The sequence below is a fragment of the Kribbella hippodromi genome (genome assembly GCF_039531045.1).
Lineage (GTDB): Bacteria > Actinomycetota > Actinomycetes > Propionibacteriales > Kribbellaceae > Kribbella > Kribbella hippodromi.
Window position 1 is genome coordinate 22,145 of record NZ_BAAAPH010000006.1, and the last position, 17,050, is coordinate 39,194.

Here is a 17,050-nt window from a genome sequence, read left to right on the forward strand (position 1 = left end):
TTCCGCGATTCCGGTGACCGCAGCGGCCCGGTTGAAACCCTGTTTGTCCCGGTTTGCCTCGGGATGCGCCGGGTACCGACCGGTCCGGGCGACGCTTGGAGGTCAGGAGTGGCGGTACAAGTGGAGATCGAGGGCCCGCGGACGCCCGCGGGGTTCGCGGACACGTTGCGCGCGGCCGTCGACGGCGAAGTGCGCTTCGATGCGGGGTCGCTCGCGGCGTACTCCTGCGACTCGTCGAACTATCGGCAGATACCGCTCGGGGTCGTCGTACCGCGGTCCGTGAGCGCCGCGGTCGCCGCGATCCGGGTGTGCCGCCAGGCCGACGTGCCGGTGCTGTCCCGCGGCGGCGGCACGAGTCTGGCCGGTCAGAGCACCAACGCGGCGGTCGTGATCGATTGGACCAAGTACTGCAACCAGGTGATTTCCGTCGATGCGTCCGCCCGGACCTGCGTGGTCGAGCCCGGGATCGCGCTGGACGACCTGAACCGCGCGCTCGCGAAGGACAAGCTGATGTTCGGCCCGAAACCGTCGACGCACCAGAGCTGCACGATCGGCGGGATGGTCGGCAACAACTCGTGCGGCGCCAGCGCGCAGGCGTACGGGAAGACGGTCGACAACGTCCGCCGGCTGAACGTCCTGACCTACGACGGCACCCGGATGTGGGTCGGGCCAACGACCGACAGCGAGCTGGACGAGATTGCCGCTGGCAACGACCGGCGCGCGGAGCTGTACCGCGGGATGCGTGAGCTGCGGGACCGGCATCTGGCCGCGATCCGCACCGGCTACCCGAAGATCCCGCGCCGCGTCTCGGGTTACAACCTGGACTCGCTGCTCCCCGAGAACGGGTTCAACGTGGCGAAGGCGCTGGTCGGCAGCGAAGGCACGCTGATCACGGTCCTGCAGGCCGAGCTGGAGCTGGTGCGCGTCCCTGCGTACCAGACAATGGTCGTCCTGGGCTTTCCGAACCTGGAGGAAGCGGGTCGCGCGGTCAAGCGAATCCTGCCGCACAAGCCGTGGCAGCTCGAAGGCCTCGACGAGGTGCTGATCAACCTCGAACATTCGGAGCACACCGTCGACACCGCCATCGAACGGCTGCCCAGCGGGCGCGCCTGGCTGACTGTGCAGTTCGCGGGCGACACGTTCGACGAAGCGGATCAGGCCGCGCACCAGCTGATGGACGACCTGCACGGCAGCGACGCGACCGTCAGCTATCTGGACGATCCGGGCCGCGAGCAACAGTTGATCGAGTTGCGCGAGGCCGGTCTCGGCGCGACCGCGCACCCGGCCGCCCAGCACGAGAACTGGGAGGGCTGGGAGGACTCCGCGGTGCACCCGAACGATCTGGGTGACTACCTGCACGACCTCCGCGACTTGCTCAACCGCTTCGGGTACGACGAATCCGAGACGTCGCTGTACGGGCATTTCGGGCAAGGCTGCGTACACACCAGGATTCCGTTCGAGCTGCGTACGGCCGACGGGATCTCGCATTATCGCGAATTCGTCCAGGAGGCCGCCCAACTGGTAACGACGAAGTACGGTGGCTCGCTGTCCGGCGAGCACGGGGACGGTCAGTCCCGGGGCGAATTGCTGACCACGATGTTCGGCCCGGAGCTGGTCGGCGCGTTCGGTGAACTGAAGGCGCTCTTCGATCCCGGGAACCGGATGAATCCGGGCAAGATCGTCGACCCGAATCCGCTCGACTCGCATTTGCGGCTCGGTACCGAGTTCGCGCATCGGCCGTTCCCGACCGAGTTCGCGTACCCGAAGGACGACGGGAAGTTCAGCAAGGCGGCGATGCGCTGCGTCGGGATCGGGAAGTGCCGGCAGTCGTCCTCGGCGAGCGGCGAGGTGATGTGCCCTTCGTACCTGGTCACGCGCGAGGAGGAGCACTCGCCGCGCGGGCGGTCGCGGCTGCTGTTCGAGATGGTGCGCGGCGAGGTGATCCCGGACGGCTGGCGATCGAAGGAGGTACGGGACGCGCTCGACCTGTGCTTGGCCTGCAAGGGCTGCAAGGTGGACTGCCCGGTCGGCGTGGACGTCGCCACGTACAAGGCCGAGTTCATGTCGCATCACTACCGGCACCGATTGCGGCCGATGGCGCACTACTCGATGGGCTGGCTGCCGGTGGCGGCGCTGCTGGCGAGCCGAGCGCCCAAGCTGGTGAACGCGGTGACGCAGGCGCCACTCGCGGCTCGGGTACTGAAACGTGCTGGTGGAATCGCGCCCGAGCGGCAGATACCGCGGTTCGCCGAGCAGACGATGACCGATTGGTGGAAGGATCGCACGCCCAAATCCGGTAAGCGCGTGGTGCTGTGGCCGGACACGTTCACCAACTACTTCCATCCGGCGATCGGGCGGTCGGCCGTCGCGGTGCTGGAATCGGCCGGGTACGAGGTCGCGCTGCCGGAGCGGCCGGTGTGCTGCGGGCTGACCTGGATCTCGACCGGGCAACTAGGCATCGCGAAGCGCGTGCTGCGGCGGACCATCGGCGTACTCCGGGACGAGATCCGGGCGGGCGTACCGATCGTCGGGCTGGAGCCGTCGTGTGGCGCGGTGTTCCGCTCCGACGCTGCTGAGCTGCTGCCTGACGACGAGGACATCCGGCGGCTGTCCCGCCAGTTCGTCACGTTCGCCGAGTTGTTGCGGGACTGGGAGCCGCCACAGCTCGATGTGCACGCGTTGGTGCAAACGCACTGTCACGAGCACGCCGTACTGACCTCGGACGCCGAGGCCGACCTGATGAAGCGGGCCGGGATCGGCCGCGAACAGCTGGACTCCGGGTGTTGCGGTCTGGCCGGCAACTTCGGCTTCGAACGCGGCCACTACGACGTGTCCATTGCGGCCGGTGAGCGCGTACTCCTGCCGCGGGTCCGTGCCGCCGATGCGTCGAGCGTGATTGTCGCGGACGGTTTCAGCTGCCGTACCCAGATCGAGCAAGCGACCGATCGGCGGGCCGTACATCTCGCCGAACTCTTGGCCACCGGCCTACAGGAGGAGTGACATGAGCACCACAGTCGGCGACTTCGTACTCCAGCGACTGCGCGACTGGAACGTCGAGCATGTCTTCGGGTACGCGGGTGACGGGATCAACGGACTGCTGGCGTCCTGGCAGAAGGCGGGCGACCAGCCGCGCTTCATCCAGGCGCGGCACGAGGAGATGGCCGCGTTCGAAGCGGTCGGGTACGCGAAGTTCACCGGCAAGGTCGGGGTGTGTACGGCAACCAGTGGCCCGGGCGCGATCCACCTCCTGAACGGCCTGTACGACGCGAAACTCGACCATGTACCGGTGGTGGCGATCGTCGGGCAGACGGCTCGTACCGCGATGGGCGGGAACTACCAGCAGGAGGTCGACCTGCAGTCGCTGTACAAGGACGTCGCGTCCGAGTACTGCCAGACGGTGATGGTTCCGGAGCAGCTTCCGAACGTACTCGACCGGGCGATGCGGATCGCGGCGGCCCGGCACACCGTGACCGCCTTGATCATCCCGTCGGACCTGCAGGAGCTGGAGTACACGGCGCCGTCGCACGCGTTCAAGATGGTGCCGTCGAGTACGGATCTGAGCTGGTCGGCGCCGGTTCCGGCGGCGGATCAGCTCGACCGGGCCGCCGAGATCCTGAACGCGGGGAGCCGCGTCGCGATCCTGGTCGGGCAGGGCGCGCGCGGTGCGGCCGACGAGGTCACCGAGCTCGCGGAGCTGACGCTGGGCGGCGTCGCGAAGGCGCTGCTGGGCAAGGACGTGCTGCCTGACGAGCTGCCGTGGGTGACCGGTTCGATCGGGTTGCTCGGTACGCGGCCGTCGTACGAGCTGATGATGGATTGCGACACGCTGCTGGTGGTCGGGTCGAACTTCCCGTACAGCCAGTTCCTGCCGAAGTTCGGCTCGGCGCGGGCGATCCAGATCGACCTCGATCCGACCATGATCGGGATGCGGTACCCGTTCGAGGTGAACCTGGTCGGCGACGCGGCCCGTACGCTGCAGGCGCTGATTCCGCTGGTGCACCGGAAGACGGATCGGTCCTGGCGGTCTGGGATCGAGCAGAACGTCGAGCGCTGGTGGGAAGTGATGGAGCGCCGCGCGAAGACCTCCGCGGACCCGATCAACCCCGAGTTGGTCTTCCACGAGTTGTCACCGCGGCTGCCGGAGAACGCGATCCTCGCCTCGGACTCGGGCTCGGCGGCGAACTGGTACGCGCGGCACATCCGGATTCGCGGCGACATCCGGGGTTCGCTGTCCGGGACGTTGGCCACGATGGGGCCGGGTGTGCCGTACGTGATCGGCGCCAAGTTCGGGCAGCCGAACCGGCCGGCGTACGCGCTGGTGGGTGACGGCGCGATGCAGATGAACGGGCTGAACGAGCTGATCACGATCTCGAAGTACTGGCAGGAGTGGGCCGATCCGCGGCTGGTGATCGCGGTCCTGCACAACAACGACCTGAACCAAGTGACCTGGGAGTTGCGGGCGATGGGCGGTTCGCCGCAGTTCCTGCCGTCGCAGGAGTTGCCGGAGTTCCCGTACGCCGCGTACGCGAAGCTGATCGGGCTGCATGGGGTGACCGCCGAGAAGCCGGAGGATGTCGTACCGGCGTGGGAGGAAGCACTGCGCGCGGACCGGCCGTGTGTGGTCGAGTTCCGCACTGATCCGGCCGTGCCGCCGATCCCGCCGCACGCGACCTGGGACCAGATCGAGAAGGCGCTGGAGTCGATCGTCCGCGGAGACAGCGACCGGACGGCGATGATCAAGGAAGGGGTGAAGTCGAAGGTCCAGGAGTTCCTGCCCGGTGGCAAGTCGTGACCAAGCTCGAGGCGGTGCGCGCGTCCGCGTACACCATCCCGACCGATGCACCGGAAGGGGACGGGACGTTCGCCTGGGACAGTACGACGCTCGTACTGGTCGAGGTGGTCGGCGGTGGGCGCACCGGCACGGGGTGGACGTACGGGTCGCCGGCCTGCGCGACGGTGGTGACGCACGATCTCGCGCCCCGGATCGAGGGCCACGAGGTCGAGGACGTCGTCGGGTGCTGGAACGTGATGCGCGCGGCGCTGCGGAACATCGGCCGGCCGGGGGTGGCCGGGATGGCGCTGTCGGCAGTGGACTGCGCGCTGTGGGACCTCAAGGCACGGTTGCTGGACATGCCGTTGCACCGATTACTGGGAGCGGTGCACGAGAGCGTGCCGGTGTACGGCAGCGGGGGATTCACCACGTACGACGAGCGGCAGCTGACCGAGCAGCTGAGTGGATGGGTCGACGGGCAGGGGATTCCACGGGTCAAGATCAAGATTGGGGAGAGCAGCGGTACCGTCGAGGACCGCGACCGGCGGCGCGTCGCGCAGGCCCGTGAAATCGTTGGGCAGTCCACCGAGCTGTTCGTGGACGCCAACGGCGGTTACACGGTCGGGCAAGCACAGCGGGTGGCGTCGTGGCTGTCCGCGTACGACGTGAAGTGGTTCGAGGAGCCGGTGTCGTCCGACGACCTCGCCGGTTTGCGGACCGTCCGGGATCAGACCACGATCGACGTGACCGCGGGGGAGTACGGGTACGACCTCGCGTACTTCCAGCGGCTGTGCCCCGTGGTCGACTGCGTCCAGGCCGACGTGACCCGCTGCGGCGGAATCACCGAACTGCTCCGAATCGCCGCGCTCGCCGAAGCCCACGGCCTCCAGCTGTCCGGGCACTGCGCCCCCGGCCTGCACCTCGCGCCGCTGACCGCAATCCCCAACCTGCGCCACCTCGAATGGTTCCACGACCACACCAGGATCGAATCGATGCTGTTCGAGGGCCTGCCGACGCCGTCCAAGGGCGCCGCCACTCCGCCGAACGCCCCGGGTCATGGCCTCACTTGGCTGCCGGACGCGGCAGCCAAGTACCGGGTCAGTTGATCACTTCGGCCAGAAGGCGACGCGGATCGGGGCGTGGTTGAGCGTCGTGGGCAGCTCGCCGGTCAGTTTGGCGCGAGTGGCCGGATCGAGGTCCAAGTCATAGTTCGTCGCGACGTGGCTGACCGCGGTGCTGGTGGTAAGCAGGACGACGTTGCGTCCTGGGCAGATCGCCGGGCCGTCGCTGAACGGGATCAGCGGCCAGGGCGTGTCGTCGCGACCGTCGAGCCAGACCGCGGGCTCGAACCGGTTCGCGAAGTCGATCGCCTCGGGGTCGCGGTGGAAGACCGAGCTGACGATGGCGAACTCGGTACCAGCCGGCGCGGTGTGGCCGTTCCAGTCGGTCGGGATGCGCGATTCGCGGAGGATGACGAGGGTGGTCGGCCAGAGCCGGAGCGATTCCTGGACAGCGGCGCCAGCCCGGGCGAGCAGTGGGGAGACATCGGGGTGGCGTGCTTCCGTGACGATTGGCGGGATCTCATCGGGATGGGCGGCGAGCAGCGCGAACGTACGCCACACCGCGATCCCGGCCGCGTCGAAGGCGAACAGCCAGTGCGGGACCTGCCCGACCGGATCGAGTTCGTGCGGCGCGTCCTGCAGTCCTGCTACCAGGGCGTCCGGTTCGGGTTTGGTCACGTAGCCGGTGAGGCTGGCCAGGAAGTGCTGTCGGACGGCGTCCCGGCGGGGGTGGAAGTCGGCCCAGTTCGCGTCGGCGCGGAGCTGGTCGAGGTCCGCGGTGATTCCAGTGTCGTCACGGGCCCGATCGCCGAGGACGATCCGGCGTACGATCCGTGACCAGATCGCCCGGAAGTCGTCCCAGCCGTACGTTCCGGTCAGCGTACTGAGCTCTTCGCGGACGACCTCCAGCATCCGATGCCCGTGGCGGTGTACCGGCTGGTGGCTGTCCAGGGCCTGCTCGTTGAGCTCGCGGCGGGGTGCGCGCAGCGGGGGATCGGTGACCAGGACCGCGTGCGGCTGGAAGTGTGACAGGGCGCCGTTCTTCTCGGTGGTCGCCGCGGCGAACGGTTCCGGCGTCTCGTCCAGCAGGCGATGGACGTCGGCGGCAGCGAGTACGAGCGCGATGGACCGGCCGGGTACGCGGAGCATCAGCGGCCCGTCGCCGTACTTCTCCCGCAGCCGGCGTACGCGGGCCAGCGCCCGGTCGTCGACGCGCAACCGTTCCGCGACCGTCCCGAGCTGGGGCCGCCGCAGGATCGGGCCTTGCGCCACGATCGGCAGGAGTACGTCCCGGAGGGCGAGTCCGGAGTCGAGAGCTGAGGCTGTCGGCAACATGATCGGCATGGTCATCCGGTGCCCGCCCGTTCCCGCGGGCACACCCGGCGGGGAGCCGATTGCGGCGTACGCCATCGGGTACTGGCTGGGCTGACGAAAGGAGCCGTCATGCCGGCAGGATCGAGCAAGAAGCGGGAACGGCAGTACGAGCACATCAAGTCCGGGCTGAAGAAGCGCGGGCGGAGCGAGGACACCGCGGAGGAGATCGCGGCGCGGACCGTGAACAAGGAACGCGCGCGCTCCGGTGAAGCCAAGCAGAAGAGCCGTTCGTCGACCCACGACATCTCGTCGAGCCGCCGCGGTGGATTGCGCTCGCACAGCGGGTCCAAGGGGCGTACGAAGGAACAGCTGTACAACGAGGCGAAGGCCAAGAACATCAAGGGCCGGTCGACAATGACCAAGGAACAACTCGCCAAGGCGGTCGGACGCTAAAGGGGGGACTGTGGAGCAGCTAGGCACCAGCCCGCTGACCGACGCGGAACTGCACGGGATCGACGCGTACTGGCGGGCCGCGAACTACCTGTCCGTCGGGCAAATCTACTTGCTCGCCAACCCGCTGCTCCGCGAGCCGTTGCAGCCGGAGCACATCAAGCCCCGGCTGCTCGGTCATTGGGGTACGACGCCCGGGCTCAACCTGCTCTACGCGCACCTCAACCGGGTGATCCGGCAGCGCGAACGCGACGTACTGTTCGTGACCGGTCCGGGTCATGGCGGTCCGGCATTGGTGGCGAACACCTGGCTCGAGGGCAGTTGGACCGCCGCGTACCCGAACACCACCCAGGACGAGGTCGGCATGGCCCGGCTGTTCAAGCAGTTCTCGTTTCCGGGCGGGATACCGAGCCATGTGGCCGCGGACGTACCGGGGTCGATCAACGAGGGCGGCGAGCTCGGCTATTCGCTGAGTCATGCGTACGGCGCGGCGGCCGACAACCCGGACCTGGTCGTCGCGTGCGTGGTCGGTGACGGGGAAGCGGAAACCGGGCCGCTCGCGGCGTCGTGGCACTCGAACAAGTTCCTCGACCCGGCGCGCGATGGTGCCGTACTCCCGATCCTGCATCTGAACGGCTACAAGATCGCGAACCCGGCGGTGCTCGCCCGGATCGGTGACGAGGAGCTGACCGCGCTGTTCCGCGGGTACGGGTACGAGCCGTACTTGGTTGCCGGGTCCGAGCCGGAGGCGGTGCATCAGGCGCTGGCGGCGACGCTCGACCAGTGCATGCAGCGGATCGACGAGATCCAGCGTGAGGCCCGCTCCGAGGCGTCGCCCAGCCGGCCGGCCTGGCCGATGATCGTGTTCCGGACACCGAAAGGCTGGACCGGGCCGCACACCGTCGACGGCGAGCAGGTCGAAGGTACGTGGCGGGCGCACCAGGTCCCACTGTCCGGCGTACGGACGAACCCGGACCACCTGCGCCAACTCGAATCGTGGCTGCGCAGCTACCGGCCGGAAGAGCTGTTCGACGCGGAGGGACGGCCGGTCGCATCGATTGTCGAGCTGGCGCCCGGACCGCAGCGGCGGATGGGATCGAGCCCGCACGCGAACGGTGGGGAAGTCAGCCGCGACCTCGAACTGCCGGCAGTGGCCGACTACGCCGTACCGGTGAAGGTTCCGGGCGCGGAGGACGGGGAGCCGACCAAGGTGTTCGGCGCGTACCTGCGGGACGCGTTCACGCTCAACCCGGAGAACCTGCGCCTCTTCGGCCCGGACGAGACCGAGTCGAACCGGCTGAGCGCCGTGTACGAGGTGACCGGAAAGCGCTGGCTCGGCGAACTGCGCGACGGCGACAACCACCTCGCGCGGGACGGCCGGGTGCTGGAGATCCTCAGCGAACACACCTGTCAGGGCTGGCTCGAGGGGTACCTGCTGACCGGGCGGCACGGCGTGTTCTCCTCGTACGAGGCGTTTGTGCACATCGTCGACTCGATGGTGAACCAGCACGCCAAGTGGCTGAAGACGATCAACCGGCTGGAGTGGCGGCGGCGCATCCCGTCGCTGAACTACCTGCTGACCTCGCACGTCTGGCGGCAGGACCACAACGGCTTCTCGCACCAGGATCCCGGCTTCATCGACCACGTCGTGAACAAGAAGGCCGAGGTCGTCCGGGTGTACCTGCCACCGGACACGAACACCTTGCTGTCCACGATGAACCACTGCTTGCGGACGCGGAACTACATAAATGTTGTTGTCGCAGGCAAGCAACCGCAGCCGAACTGGCTGGACTGGGAGGACGCCGCGCTGCACTGCGCCCGCGGCGCCGGCATCTGGGACTTCGCCAGCAACGACGAAGGCGATCCCGATGTCGTGATGGCCTGCGCGGGCGACGTACCGACGATGGAGACGTTGGCGGCGGTGGATCTGCTGCGGCAGCATCTTCCGGAGTTGCGCATCCGGGTCGTGAACGTGGTGGACCTGATGCGGTTGCAGGATGCGACCGAACATCCGCACGGGCTTCCGGATGCGGAGTTCGACGCATTGTTCACTACGGACAAGCCGGTCATCTTCGCGTACCACGGCTATCCGTGGCTGATTCATCGCCTCACCTATCGGCGGAACGGGCACGCGAATCTGCATGTCCGCGGGTACATCGAGGAGGGTACGACGACCACGCCCTTCGACATGGTGGTCCGGAACAACCTGGATCGGTACCACCTGGCGATGGATGTGATCGACCGCGTTCCGGCGTTGGGCACTCGGGCGGCGAGCACGCGACAGTACTTCGCCGATCAGCGGCAGCGGCATCATGCGCATGTGACCACGTACGGCGAGGATCTTCCGGAGGTCCGCGACTGGCGGTGGACGCCCTAGGGCTTATCCGAGCAGTTTCACCGCGACCCGGAGATCGGCGACGAAGCGCTCCAGGTCGCGGGTGAATTCCTGGGAGCGCACTACGGCGGACGGATGTACGGTCGCCACTGCCGTACGCCCGTCCGGCAGTTCCACCTTCTCGCCGCGCTGTTGCGTCACGCGGAACCCCGTACCCAGCAACGCGCGCGCCGCGACCGCGCCCAGGACGACGAGGACGTCCGGCTTCACGATCTCCAACTCGCGCAGCACCCACGGCCGGCAAGCGGTGATCTGCCCGGCCGACGGCGTCTTGTGAATCCGGCGCTTGCCCTCCCGCTCGAACCGGAAGTGCTTGACCGCATTGGTCAGGTACACCTCCGACCGATCGATCCCGGCCTCGTCGAACGCCCTGTCGAGCAACCGCCCGGCCGGACCGACGAAAACATGCCCTTCCTTGTCCTCGTGGTCGCCCGGTGTTTCGCCGACCAGCATCATCCGCGCCCGCACCGGGCCCTCGCCGGCCACCACCTGGGTGGCGTCTTCCCACAGCTCACATCCGCGGCACTCCGGCAGCGTCGACCGTACTTTCCGCATCCCGCCGTCGTGCGGCACCCACTCCTCGGCGCTGGTCATACAGGCCCGGTGCCCGATTGCGGCCTAGTTCATGAGGTGGGCGGCAGGAGGGCCTGGCGGACGATGACGAGGGCGAAGAGGACCAGCGTGAGGGCGTGGACGACCGTGCACCACAGGCAGATGGCGTCGATCTGGAAGAGCTCGGCCCAGATCAGGTAGCACACGAACACCACGCCGACGAGTACGCCGGCCAGCCGCAGCCGGGCCGGCCACGGGGAGCCCGTCCGCCACATCGGCGGGACGGAGAGCGCTGTCATGCCGACGAAGAACGCCAGGCCGAGTAGTGCGACCGGGATGCCGAACAGTTTCGAGTACTGGCTGCTGGTGACCTTCGCGCAGTTCACCACGCCCGTGTCGGGGCAGGCGAGCGTCGTCCCGGCGGTGAAGTGCTCGTAGGTCAGGTACGCCGCGACCGCCAGCCCGGCGATCGAGACGGCGAGGGTGGCCCACGGGATCGCGCCGAGGCCGCCGGACGGCTGCCCCGCTTGTGTGGTCGGCTGCGCTGTCTTGCTCACGTCAGCCCTTCTCGGCGCCGAGCTTCGAGGCCGCGCCGGTGACCGCCTCGGTGGAGCAGACTCCTGCGGGCTGGTTGTTCGTCAGCTTGCAGATCGCGGCGGTGAACACGTTCGCGGAGGCCAGCACGGCCTTGCTGATCGGGTTCGACGGGTCCTTCAGCGCGTCGGCGATCTGGGCCTGGGTCTTGCCGGTCAGCACCTCGGGCGTGAACGTCGCGCCGGACGACACGTACTTGCCGCCGAGATCGACGAAGGGGATCGAGCCGCTGCTCGAAACGTACGGCGGCTTGTTGTACGTGTCGAAGGTCTTCTGGTCCTCGGCGGTCGGCGTGTCGAGCGGCGCGTACTGGCCGCCGACCTGCTGGTTCGTGGTGGTCTCGACGCCGGTGAAGGCCAGGTACTGACTCGTGTACGACGCGCCGTGGAAGGACAGCGTCGCGGTGTTCGGGAAGACGTCGCTGCCGGACGAGTGCGTCGTGCCCAGGTTGGTGAACTTGCCGAACCGGGACAGCGCGACCGTGACCGGCCAGCGCTCGGCCGCGCAGTACGGGCAGAACTCGGCGCCGATGTAGAGCACCTTCGGCTTGCCGTCGGCGGTCAGGGGAGTGCCCTTGATCGCGTTCGGCGCGGCCTGGACGTCGGCGCTGCCGACGGTCGCGAAGGCGGAGTCGGGGATCGAGGACAGGGCGTTCACGATCTGGGCGTCCGCGGACCCGCTCGGGTTGGTCGCGGTCTTCTTGCCGCCGCCGACCAGCCGGATGGTGACCAGGCCGCCGACGATGACTACCACGAGCACCACGGCTCCGACCGCGAGCAGGAGGCGCCGGCGCCGCTCGGCCTGCTGTTGCGCGGCCAGCTGCGCTGCGATCCGCTCCCGGGCCGCAGCCTTCTGTTCGACTCGCCTTGCCATGACTCTCCTCCAACTCGCGTCCAGGCTCCGCAAGATCAACTATGCATCGGCCCCGGAAGTTCCTGCCTGTACGTCACGGCGAGATTACTCCTCCGACATGGTTCGGGTTGGGCGGAGGGTGAGCAGGGCGACAATCAGGAGCGCCGCGAGGACCAGATAGCCGGCGTCGAGTACGGCGATGGTGGCGACTGTCGCGAGCAGGAGTGGGCCGCCGGCGTCGCCGAGTTCGCGGCCTAGTTCTGCCGTGCCCATCGTTTGGCCGAGGCGCTCCGGGGGTGTGCTCGCGGCCAGGGCGGCGAAACCGAGCGGGGTGATGACGCCCGTTCCCGCACCGATCAGCGCGGCGGCGATCAGCAAGAACACGACGCCCGGCAACGCGGCGCAGACGAAACCGGCGGCAGCCAACCCCAGGCCGACGGCGATCCCGGTCCGGCTGCTCAACCGGCCGGCGTCGAGCGCACGCCCGGCGCGCGGCTGCACAACCGCCGCCGTAGCCGCCAGCAACGAAACCGCCGCGCCGGTCGCGATCGTCCCTAGCCCATCGGACGCGCCGGTCACCGGCAGGAACCCGACGCCAACCGACAACGCCGCCGTCGCGGCAGCCAGCGCCAAGGTCGGCCGCAGGAACCGCGGGTCCGTGATCCGCCGAGCGAGATCCACCACCGTTTGCCGGCGTCGAGGCAATGGCGGCACCTCCGGTACAACCACCAGCGCCCACACCGCGACGACGAGCGCCAACACGGTCATCACCGTGAACAGCAACCGGAAGTCCCCGAGCCACACCAACCCGCCACCAAGGAGCGGCCCAGCCGTGTACCCGAGGCTCTTGTAGAACCCGTAGCTACCAAACGCCCGCCCGTGCTTCGCCGCCGGATTCAACCGTGCGACCAGCGTCGACGCGGCGGGGGAGAAGGCCGACGCCGCCGCGCCTTGGCCGAGCCGCGCGACCCACAGCCAGCCTGGACGGTCCGCGATCACATAGGTGCTTGAGGCAACCGCGAACCCGATCAGCCCGAGCAGCAGCACCGGTCGTGCGCCGATCCGGTCCGCGATTGAGCCGAACACCGGCTTGAGCAGTACCTCCGCGCCGTCGTACAAGGCGAGCAAGGCACCGAGCGTGAGCAGCGAGGTGACGGCGTCGGATGACGAGCCGCCCAGGTTCGCCGCGACTGCGTGGGCGCCGAACGCGGTGGTGAATCCTGCTGCGTAGAGCGGCCACATCTGCCTCTTCACGGGGCTTCTCCGGGTAGCTGGTGCAGCGCCTGGAAGACCAGTTCGGCGTACGCCTCGCAGCACGCGACGCACTCCTTGAGGCGGGCTGTCGCCTCGGCGGCTTGCGGCGTGCCGAACACGTCCCGGCTGGTCAGGTCGCGATGCCAGCGACGAAGGCGTTCGAGGCTTTGCTCTTCTTCCTCCAGCTCGGCCAGCGTGAACTTCTCGATCCGGATCTCCTTGGCGATCTCGGCTTCGAACTTGGCGCAGTCGGCGAGGAACTCGGTCCAGTCCGCGCGGCGCGCTTCGTCGTACAGGCCTCTGAGTCGTTCACCGTCTGTGGCGTCCCTTCCGGCGGCGGCGAGCATGGTCACCTCGCCCTCGGCGCGCGCCACCAGCTCGGTGGTGCGCTGCACGGCGGCCTCGAAGACGGGCAGCTCGGGCACCGCCCACACGCCCTGGCCGAGCGACAACGCTCCGGCTTTGCGGAGCTCCCGCCACACCGCCACCCGGTGGCGCGAGGGTTCGGCGGGAATCCGGACGAGTAAGACCAGCCAGCGATCCGTCACATTGCTCAATGTATCGCGCGTTACATCGTGATCCCATCCGCGGGGTGCCTTGTGCGGTGGTTGGGACAGCAGTTATGTTACATAGACGATGTCAGATAGTGCGGAGGTGTCGGATGAACGAGACCGCGCAGCGGTTGCTCGGGTCGGCGGACCGGCTGTCCCGGGACCCGGAGACGGAGATCGACTGGGACGCGCCGGTCGGCGACGGGTACGGGTTGTCGCCGGAGTGGAGCACGCTCTACGGGACGTCGTACTGGGACGAGCTGCCCGCGGACCAGCGCCGGGAGCTGACCCGGCACGAGTCCGCGTCGGTGGCGACGACCGGGATCTGGTTCGAAATGATCCTGCAGCAGATGATCCTGCGGGACATCTATGACAAGCCGCCGCGGAGCGCCGAGTTCCAGTGGGCGCTGACCGAGATCGCCGACGAGTGCCGGCACTCGATCATGTTCGCGCGGGCGTCGGCGAAGCTGGTGGACCCCGCGTACCGGCCGCGGTTGCTGGCGCGCGAGCTCGGGCGGATGTTCAAGACCGTCGCGACCGGTGAGGCCGCGTACGCCGCGATCCTGGTCGCCGAAGAGGTGCTCGACGTGATGCAGCGCGACTGGATGCGGGACCGGCGGGTCGCGCCGCTGGTGCGGACGGTCAATCACATCCATGTCGTGGAGGAGTCGCGGCACATGGTGTTCGCCCGCGAGGAGACGCGGGAGCGGCTGGCTTCGGCCGGGCGCGGGCGGCGCTGGGTGAGTGCGCTGGTGATTGCGATCGCCGCGGACATGATCGTGTCGAGCATGGTCAGTCCGCAGGTGTACGCGAACGTCGGTCTGGATGTGGATCGTGCGGTGCGGGAGGCGCGGCGGAACGAGCACCATCGGTCGTTGCTGCGGACCAGTTGCGCGAATCTGATGGACTTTCTCGGGTCGGTCGGCCTGCTGACGCCGGCGGCGGCTCGGGTGTATCGGCGGACCGGACTGCTGTGAGATGACGTTCGCGATCTCGGGGGAGTGCTGCTCGGACGCCAGCTGCGTCGCGGTGTGCCCGATGAACAGCATCCACCCGTCACCGGGTGAGCCCGGGTTCGGTACGGGCGTGAGTCTGTTCATCGATCCGCGGACGTGCATTGACTGTGGTGCGTGCGCAGACATCTGCCCGGTAGACGCCGCCAAACCGGCCGACCGCTCGACGCCTGAAGACGTACTGCGGAACGCCGCGTACTTCGCCGACTCGGAGCCGCTCGCGGCGATGGATCTGGACACTTGGGACCCACCCGAGTACCAGCTCTGGGGCGGCGGCCCACGCCGAGTGCTGGTCATCGGCGCAGGCCCAGCCGGCATCTACGCAACCCGCGAACTGCTACTCCGCACAGACGCCGAAATCACCCTCGTAGACCGCCTAGCCGACGTCGGCGGCCTGGTCCGCTTCGGCGTCGCCCCCGACCACCCAAACACCAAACAAATCATCCACACCTTCGAACGCATCCTCCGGCATCCCCGGGTCCGCTGGCGCCCAGGCACCACAGCAGACGAGTTGCTCGGCCGCCCTCGCGCGGACGCGCCGTCCAGGCAGCGCGGCGCCCGCGACTCGTCCAGCCGGGATGGGGCGGGGCCGCAACCCGTCTCCTCCGATAGTGCAGTGATGCCGGTTGGGCAGTTGCCCGGTGGATTTGATGCGGTGGTGCATGCGGTGGGGGCTTGGCGGAGTCGGTGGGTGGGGATTGTGGGGGAGGAGTCGGCTTGTACGGCTGAGGAGTTTGTTGCCTGGTGCAATGGGCGGCCGGGGGCCTCGCCGGTTGAGTTGAAGGGGCCGCGGGCGGTTGTGGTGGGCAACGGGAATGTCGCGCTGGATGTGGCGCGGTTGCTGGTGAGTGATGATGAGCGGTTGCGTTCGATGGAGATTTCGGCTGGGGTGCGGCGGGTGCTTGCGTCGAGCGGGATTCGGGAGGTCGTGCTGCTCGGGCGGCGCGGTCCGGAAGATGCCGCGTACACGGAGTCCGCACTGGAAGAACTCCAAGCGATGTCCGGCGGCCGGGTCACCCTCAAGTACCACGCAAATCCAGTTGCTTGGGATGGCACCGACCTCAGGCTTGAGGACGGGGAGTTGATTTCGGCTGGGACGTTGGTGACTGCGGTCGGGTTTGTGGGAGAGCCGATTGATGGATTGCCGTTTGATGATGCGCGGGGGATTGTGCCGAATGTGCGCGGTGCGGTTGTCGGTCGGCCGGGGCATTTCGTGGCGGGGTGGATCAAGCGGGGCGCACGCGGTGGTATCGGTGTGAACAAGGCGTGCGCCCAGGAAACCGTACAAACGTTGGTCAACTCGTCCAGGGGTGCAGTTTCTCCGGGTTCCTGACTGCCCAGATGTTCGAAATCCGCTCCCCGGTGAACCCGAACGCGAACACCGTCTCGGTCACCCCTTCGAACTGCACAACCAAACCAGGCTGACCGTTGACCGTACGCTCCAGGATCTTCCGACCGTGCAGCACCAGCGTGAGCTTCGAGAAGTACTGCGCGACCTGATCCGTCCCGCGGACCGGCTCGAGCATCGCCGGCACGATCCCGCCACCGTCGGCGACCGCGGTGATGTCCGGGTCCAGAATGCTCACCAGCGCCTGGATGTCGGTCGCCTCCCAAGCCGCCTTGAACTCGCGCACGAGCTCGGCGCGCCGGGCCGACGGGGGAGTCGGCGACTGCGCCGCATCGATCCGCCGCCGCGCCGACGACGCCAGCTGGCGGCACGCGGCCGGCGTACGCCCGACGATCTCGGCCACCTCCGCGAACGGGTACCGGAACACGTCGTGCAGGATGAACGCGACCCGCTCGGCCGGTGTCATCGAGTCCAGCACCACCAGGAACGCCATGTTCACCGACTCGTCCAGCGTCACCCGATCCGCCGGGTCCGCGCCGCCCTGGCCGCTGTGCCACTCGGTGCTCTCCGGCAGCGGCTCCGGGATCCACTCGCCGACGTACCGCTCCCGCCGGGCGCGCGCCGACCGGAGCTGGTCCAGGCAGATCCGGCTCGCCACCCGGGTCAGCCACGCGGCCGGGTTGTCGATCGCCTGCTGATCCGCGGGCGTCATCGCGTACCAGCGCGCGTACGTCTCCTGGACCACGTCCTCCGCGTCCGCCAGCGAACCGAGCAGCCGGTACGCGAGGTTGATCAGCTGCCGCCGCTCGCTCATGATCGCGCTCAGGCCTGGGTCGGTCATCTCGATCCTCTCGTCCATACCGGTCCGACGGGACAGCCTGCCGAAACGTCAGGC

14 protein-coding genes are annotated in these 17,050 nt (G+C 68.3%); 7 read left to right on the top strand and 7 right to left on the bottom strand.

Annotated features, from left to right (window positions below; translation table 11 throughout):
- Positions 1 to 108: 108 nt before the first annotated feature.
- The 3 genes from ABD260_RS10715 to ABD260_RS10725 are packed head-to-tail and all read left to right on the top strand — an operon-like array spanning position 109 to position 5,877.
- Entirely contained in the window at positions 109 to 3,000 is a 2,892-nt protein-coding gene (locus tag ABD260_RS10715) for an FAD-binding and (Fe-S)-binding domain-containing protein (RefSeq protein ID WP_344233253.1), read from the top strand.
- Position 3,001: 1 nt separating this feature from the next.
- A complete protein-coding gene (locus tag ABD260_RS10720; protein WP_344233254.1) occupies positions 3,002 to 4,792 on the top strand; it encodes a thiamine pyrophosphate-requiring protein in 1,791 nt (596 codons plus the stop codon).
- Entirely contained in the window at positions 4,789 to 5,877 is a 1,089-nt protein-coding gene (locus ABD260_RS10725; protein WP_344233255.1) for an enolase C-terminal domain-like protein, read from the top strand. Before ABD260_RS10720 ends, ABD260_RS10725 begins: the two co-directional genes overlap by 4 nt.
- On the opposite strand, the gene ABD260_RS10730 is transcribed toward ABD260_RS10725, so the two are convergent.
- Complete coding sequence (locus ABD260_RS10730; protein WP_344233256.1) at positions 5,878 to 7,167, bottom strand: cytochrome P450; 1,290 nt, start codon at positions 7,165 to 7,167, stop codon at positions 5,878 to 5,880. It abuts the gene before it with no gap.
- Positions 7,168 to 7,275: 108 nt separating this feature from the next.
- On the opposite strand from ABD260_RS10730, the gene ABD260_RS10735 reads away from it, so the two are divergent.
- Entirely contained in the window at positions 7,276 to 7,599 is a 324-nt protein-coding gene (locus ABD260_RS10735) for a plasmid stabilization protein (protein ID WP_344233257.1), read from the top strand.
- A gap of 10 nt (positions 7,600 to 7,609) precedes the next feature.
- Positions 7,610 to 9,973, top strand: coding sequence for a phosphoketolase family protein (locus ABD260_RS10740; RefSeq protein WP_344233258.1), 2,364 nt, complete (start codon positions 7,610 to 7,612; stop codon positions 9,971 to 9,973).
- 3 nt (positions 9,974 to 9,976) lie between these two features.
- Here the strand turns inward: ABD260_RS10740 and ABD260_RS10745 are convergent, their stop codons facing one another.
- From ABD260_RS10745 to ABD260_RS10765, 5 genes are all read right to left on the bottom strand, one after another.
- Positions 9,977 to 10,585 carry a UdgX family uracil-DNA binding protein gene (locus ABD260_RS10745; protein WP_344233259.1) on the bottom strand — a complete coding sequence of 203 codons (609 nt, stop codon included), beginning with the start codon at positions 10,583 to 10,585 and terminating at the stop codon, positions 9,977 to 9,979.
- Positions 10,586 to 10,614: 29 nt separating this feature from the next.
- Entirely contained in the window at positions 10,615 to 11,100 is a 486-nt protein-coding gene (locus ABD260_RS10750; RefSeq protein ID WP_344233260.1) for a vitamin K epoxide reductase family protein, read from the bottom strand.
- A gap of 1 nt (position 11,101) precedes the next feature.
- Positions 11,102 to 12,010, bottom strand: coding sequence for a DUF929 family protein (locus tag ABD260_RS10755; RefSeq protein ID WP_344233261.1), 909 nt, complete (start codon positions 12,008 to 12,010; stop codon positions 11,102 to 11,104).
- Positions 12,011 to 12,094: 84 nt separating this feature from the next.
- Entirely contained in the window at positions 12,095 to 13,243 is a 1,149-nt protein-coding gene (locus ABD260_RS10760; RefSeq protein WP_344233262.1) for an MFS transporter, read from the bottom strand.
- Positions 13,240 to 13,791, bottom strand: a complete 552-nt coding sequence (locus ABD260_RS10765; protein WP_344233263.1) for a Chromate resistance protein ChrB — start codon at positions 13,789 to 13,791, stop codon at positions 13,240 to 13,242. The genes ABD260_RS10760 and ABD260_RS10765 overlap by 4 nt, the downstream gene beginning before the upstream one ends.
- 113 nt (positions 13,792 to 13,904) lie before the next feature.
- Here ABD260_RS10765 and ABD260_RS10770 point away from each other — a divergent pair, with 113 nt between their 5' ends.
- Positions 13,905 to 14,771 (top strand): AurF N-oxygenase family protein, encoded by an 867-nt coding sequence (locus ABD260_RS10770; RefSeq protein ID WP_344233264.1) that lies wholly within the window; start codon positions 13,905 to 13,907, stop codon positions 14,769 to 14,771.
- Positions 14,772 to 14,832: 61 nt separating this feature from the next.
- Positions 14,833 to 16,140, top strand: a complete 1,308-nt coding sequence (locus ABD260_RS10775; protein WP_425553323.1) for an FAD-dependent oxidoreductase — start codon at positions 14,833 to 14,835, stop codon at positions 16,138 to 16,140.
- On the opposite strand, the gene sigJ is transcribed toward ABD260_RS10775, so the two are convergent.
- Positions 16,103 to 16,996 carry an RNA polymerase sigma factor SigJ gene (gene sigJ, locus ABD260_RS10780; protein WP_344233268.1) on the bottom strand — a complete coding sequence of 298 codons (894 nt, stop codon included), beginning with the start codon at positions 16,994 to 16,996 and terminating at the stop codon, positions 16,103 to 16,105. The genes ABD260_RS10775 and sigJ overlap by 38 nt on opposite strands.
- Positions 16,997 to 17,050 lie beyond the last annotated feature (54 nt).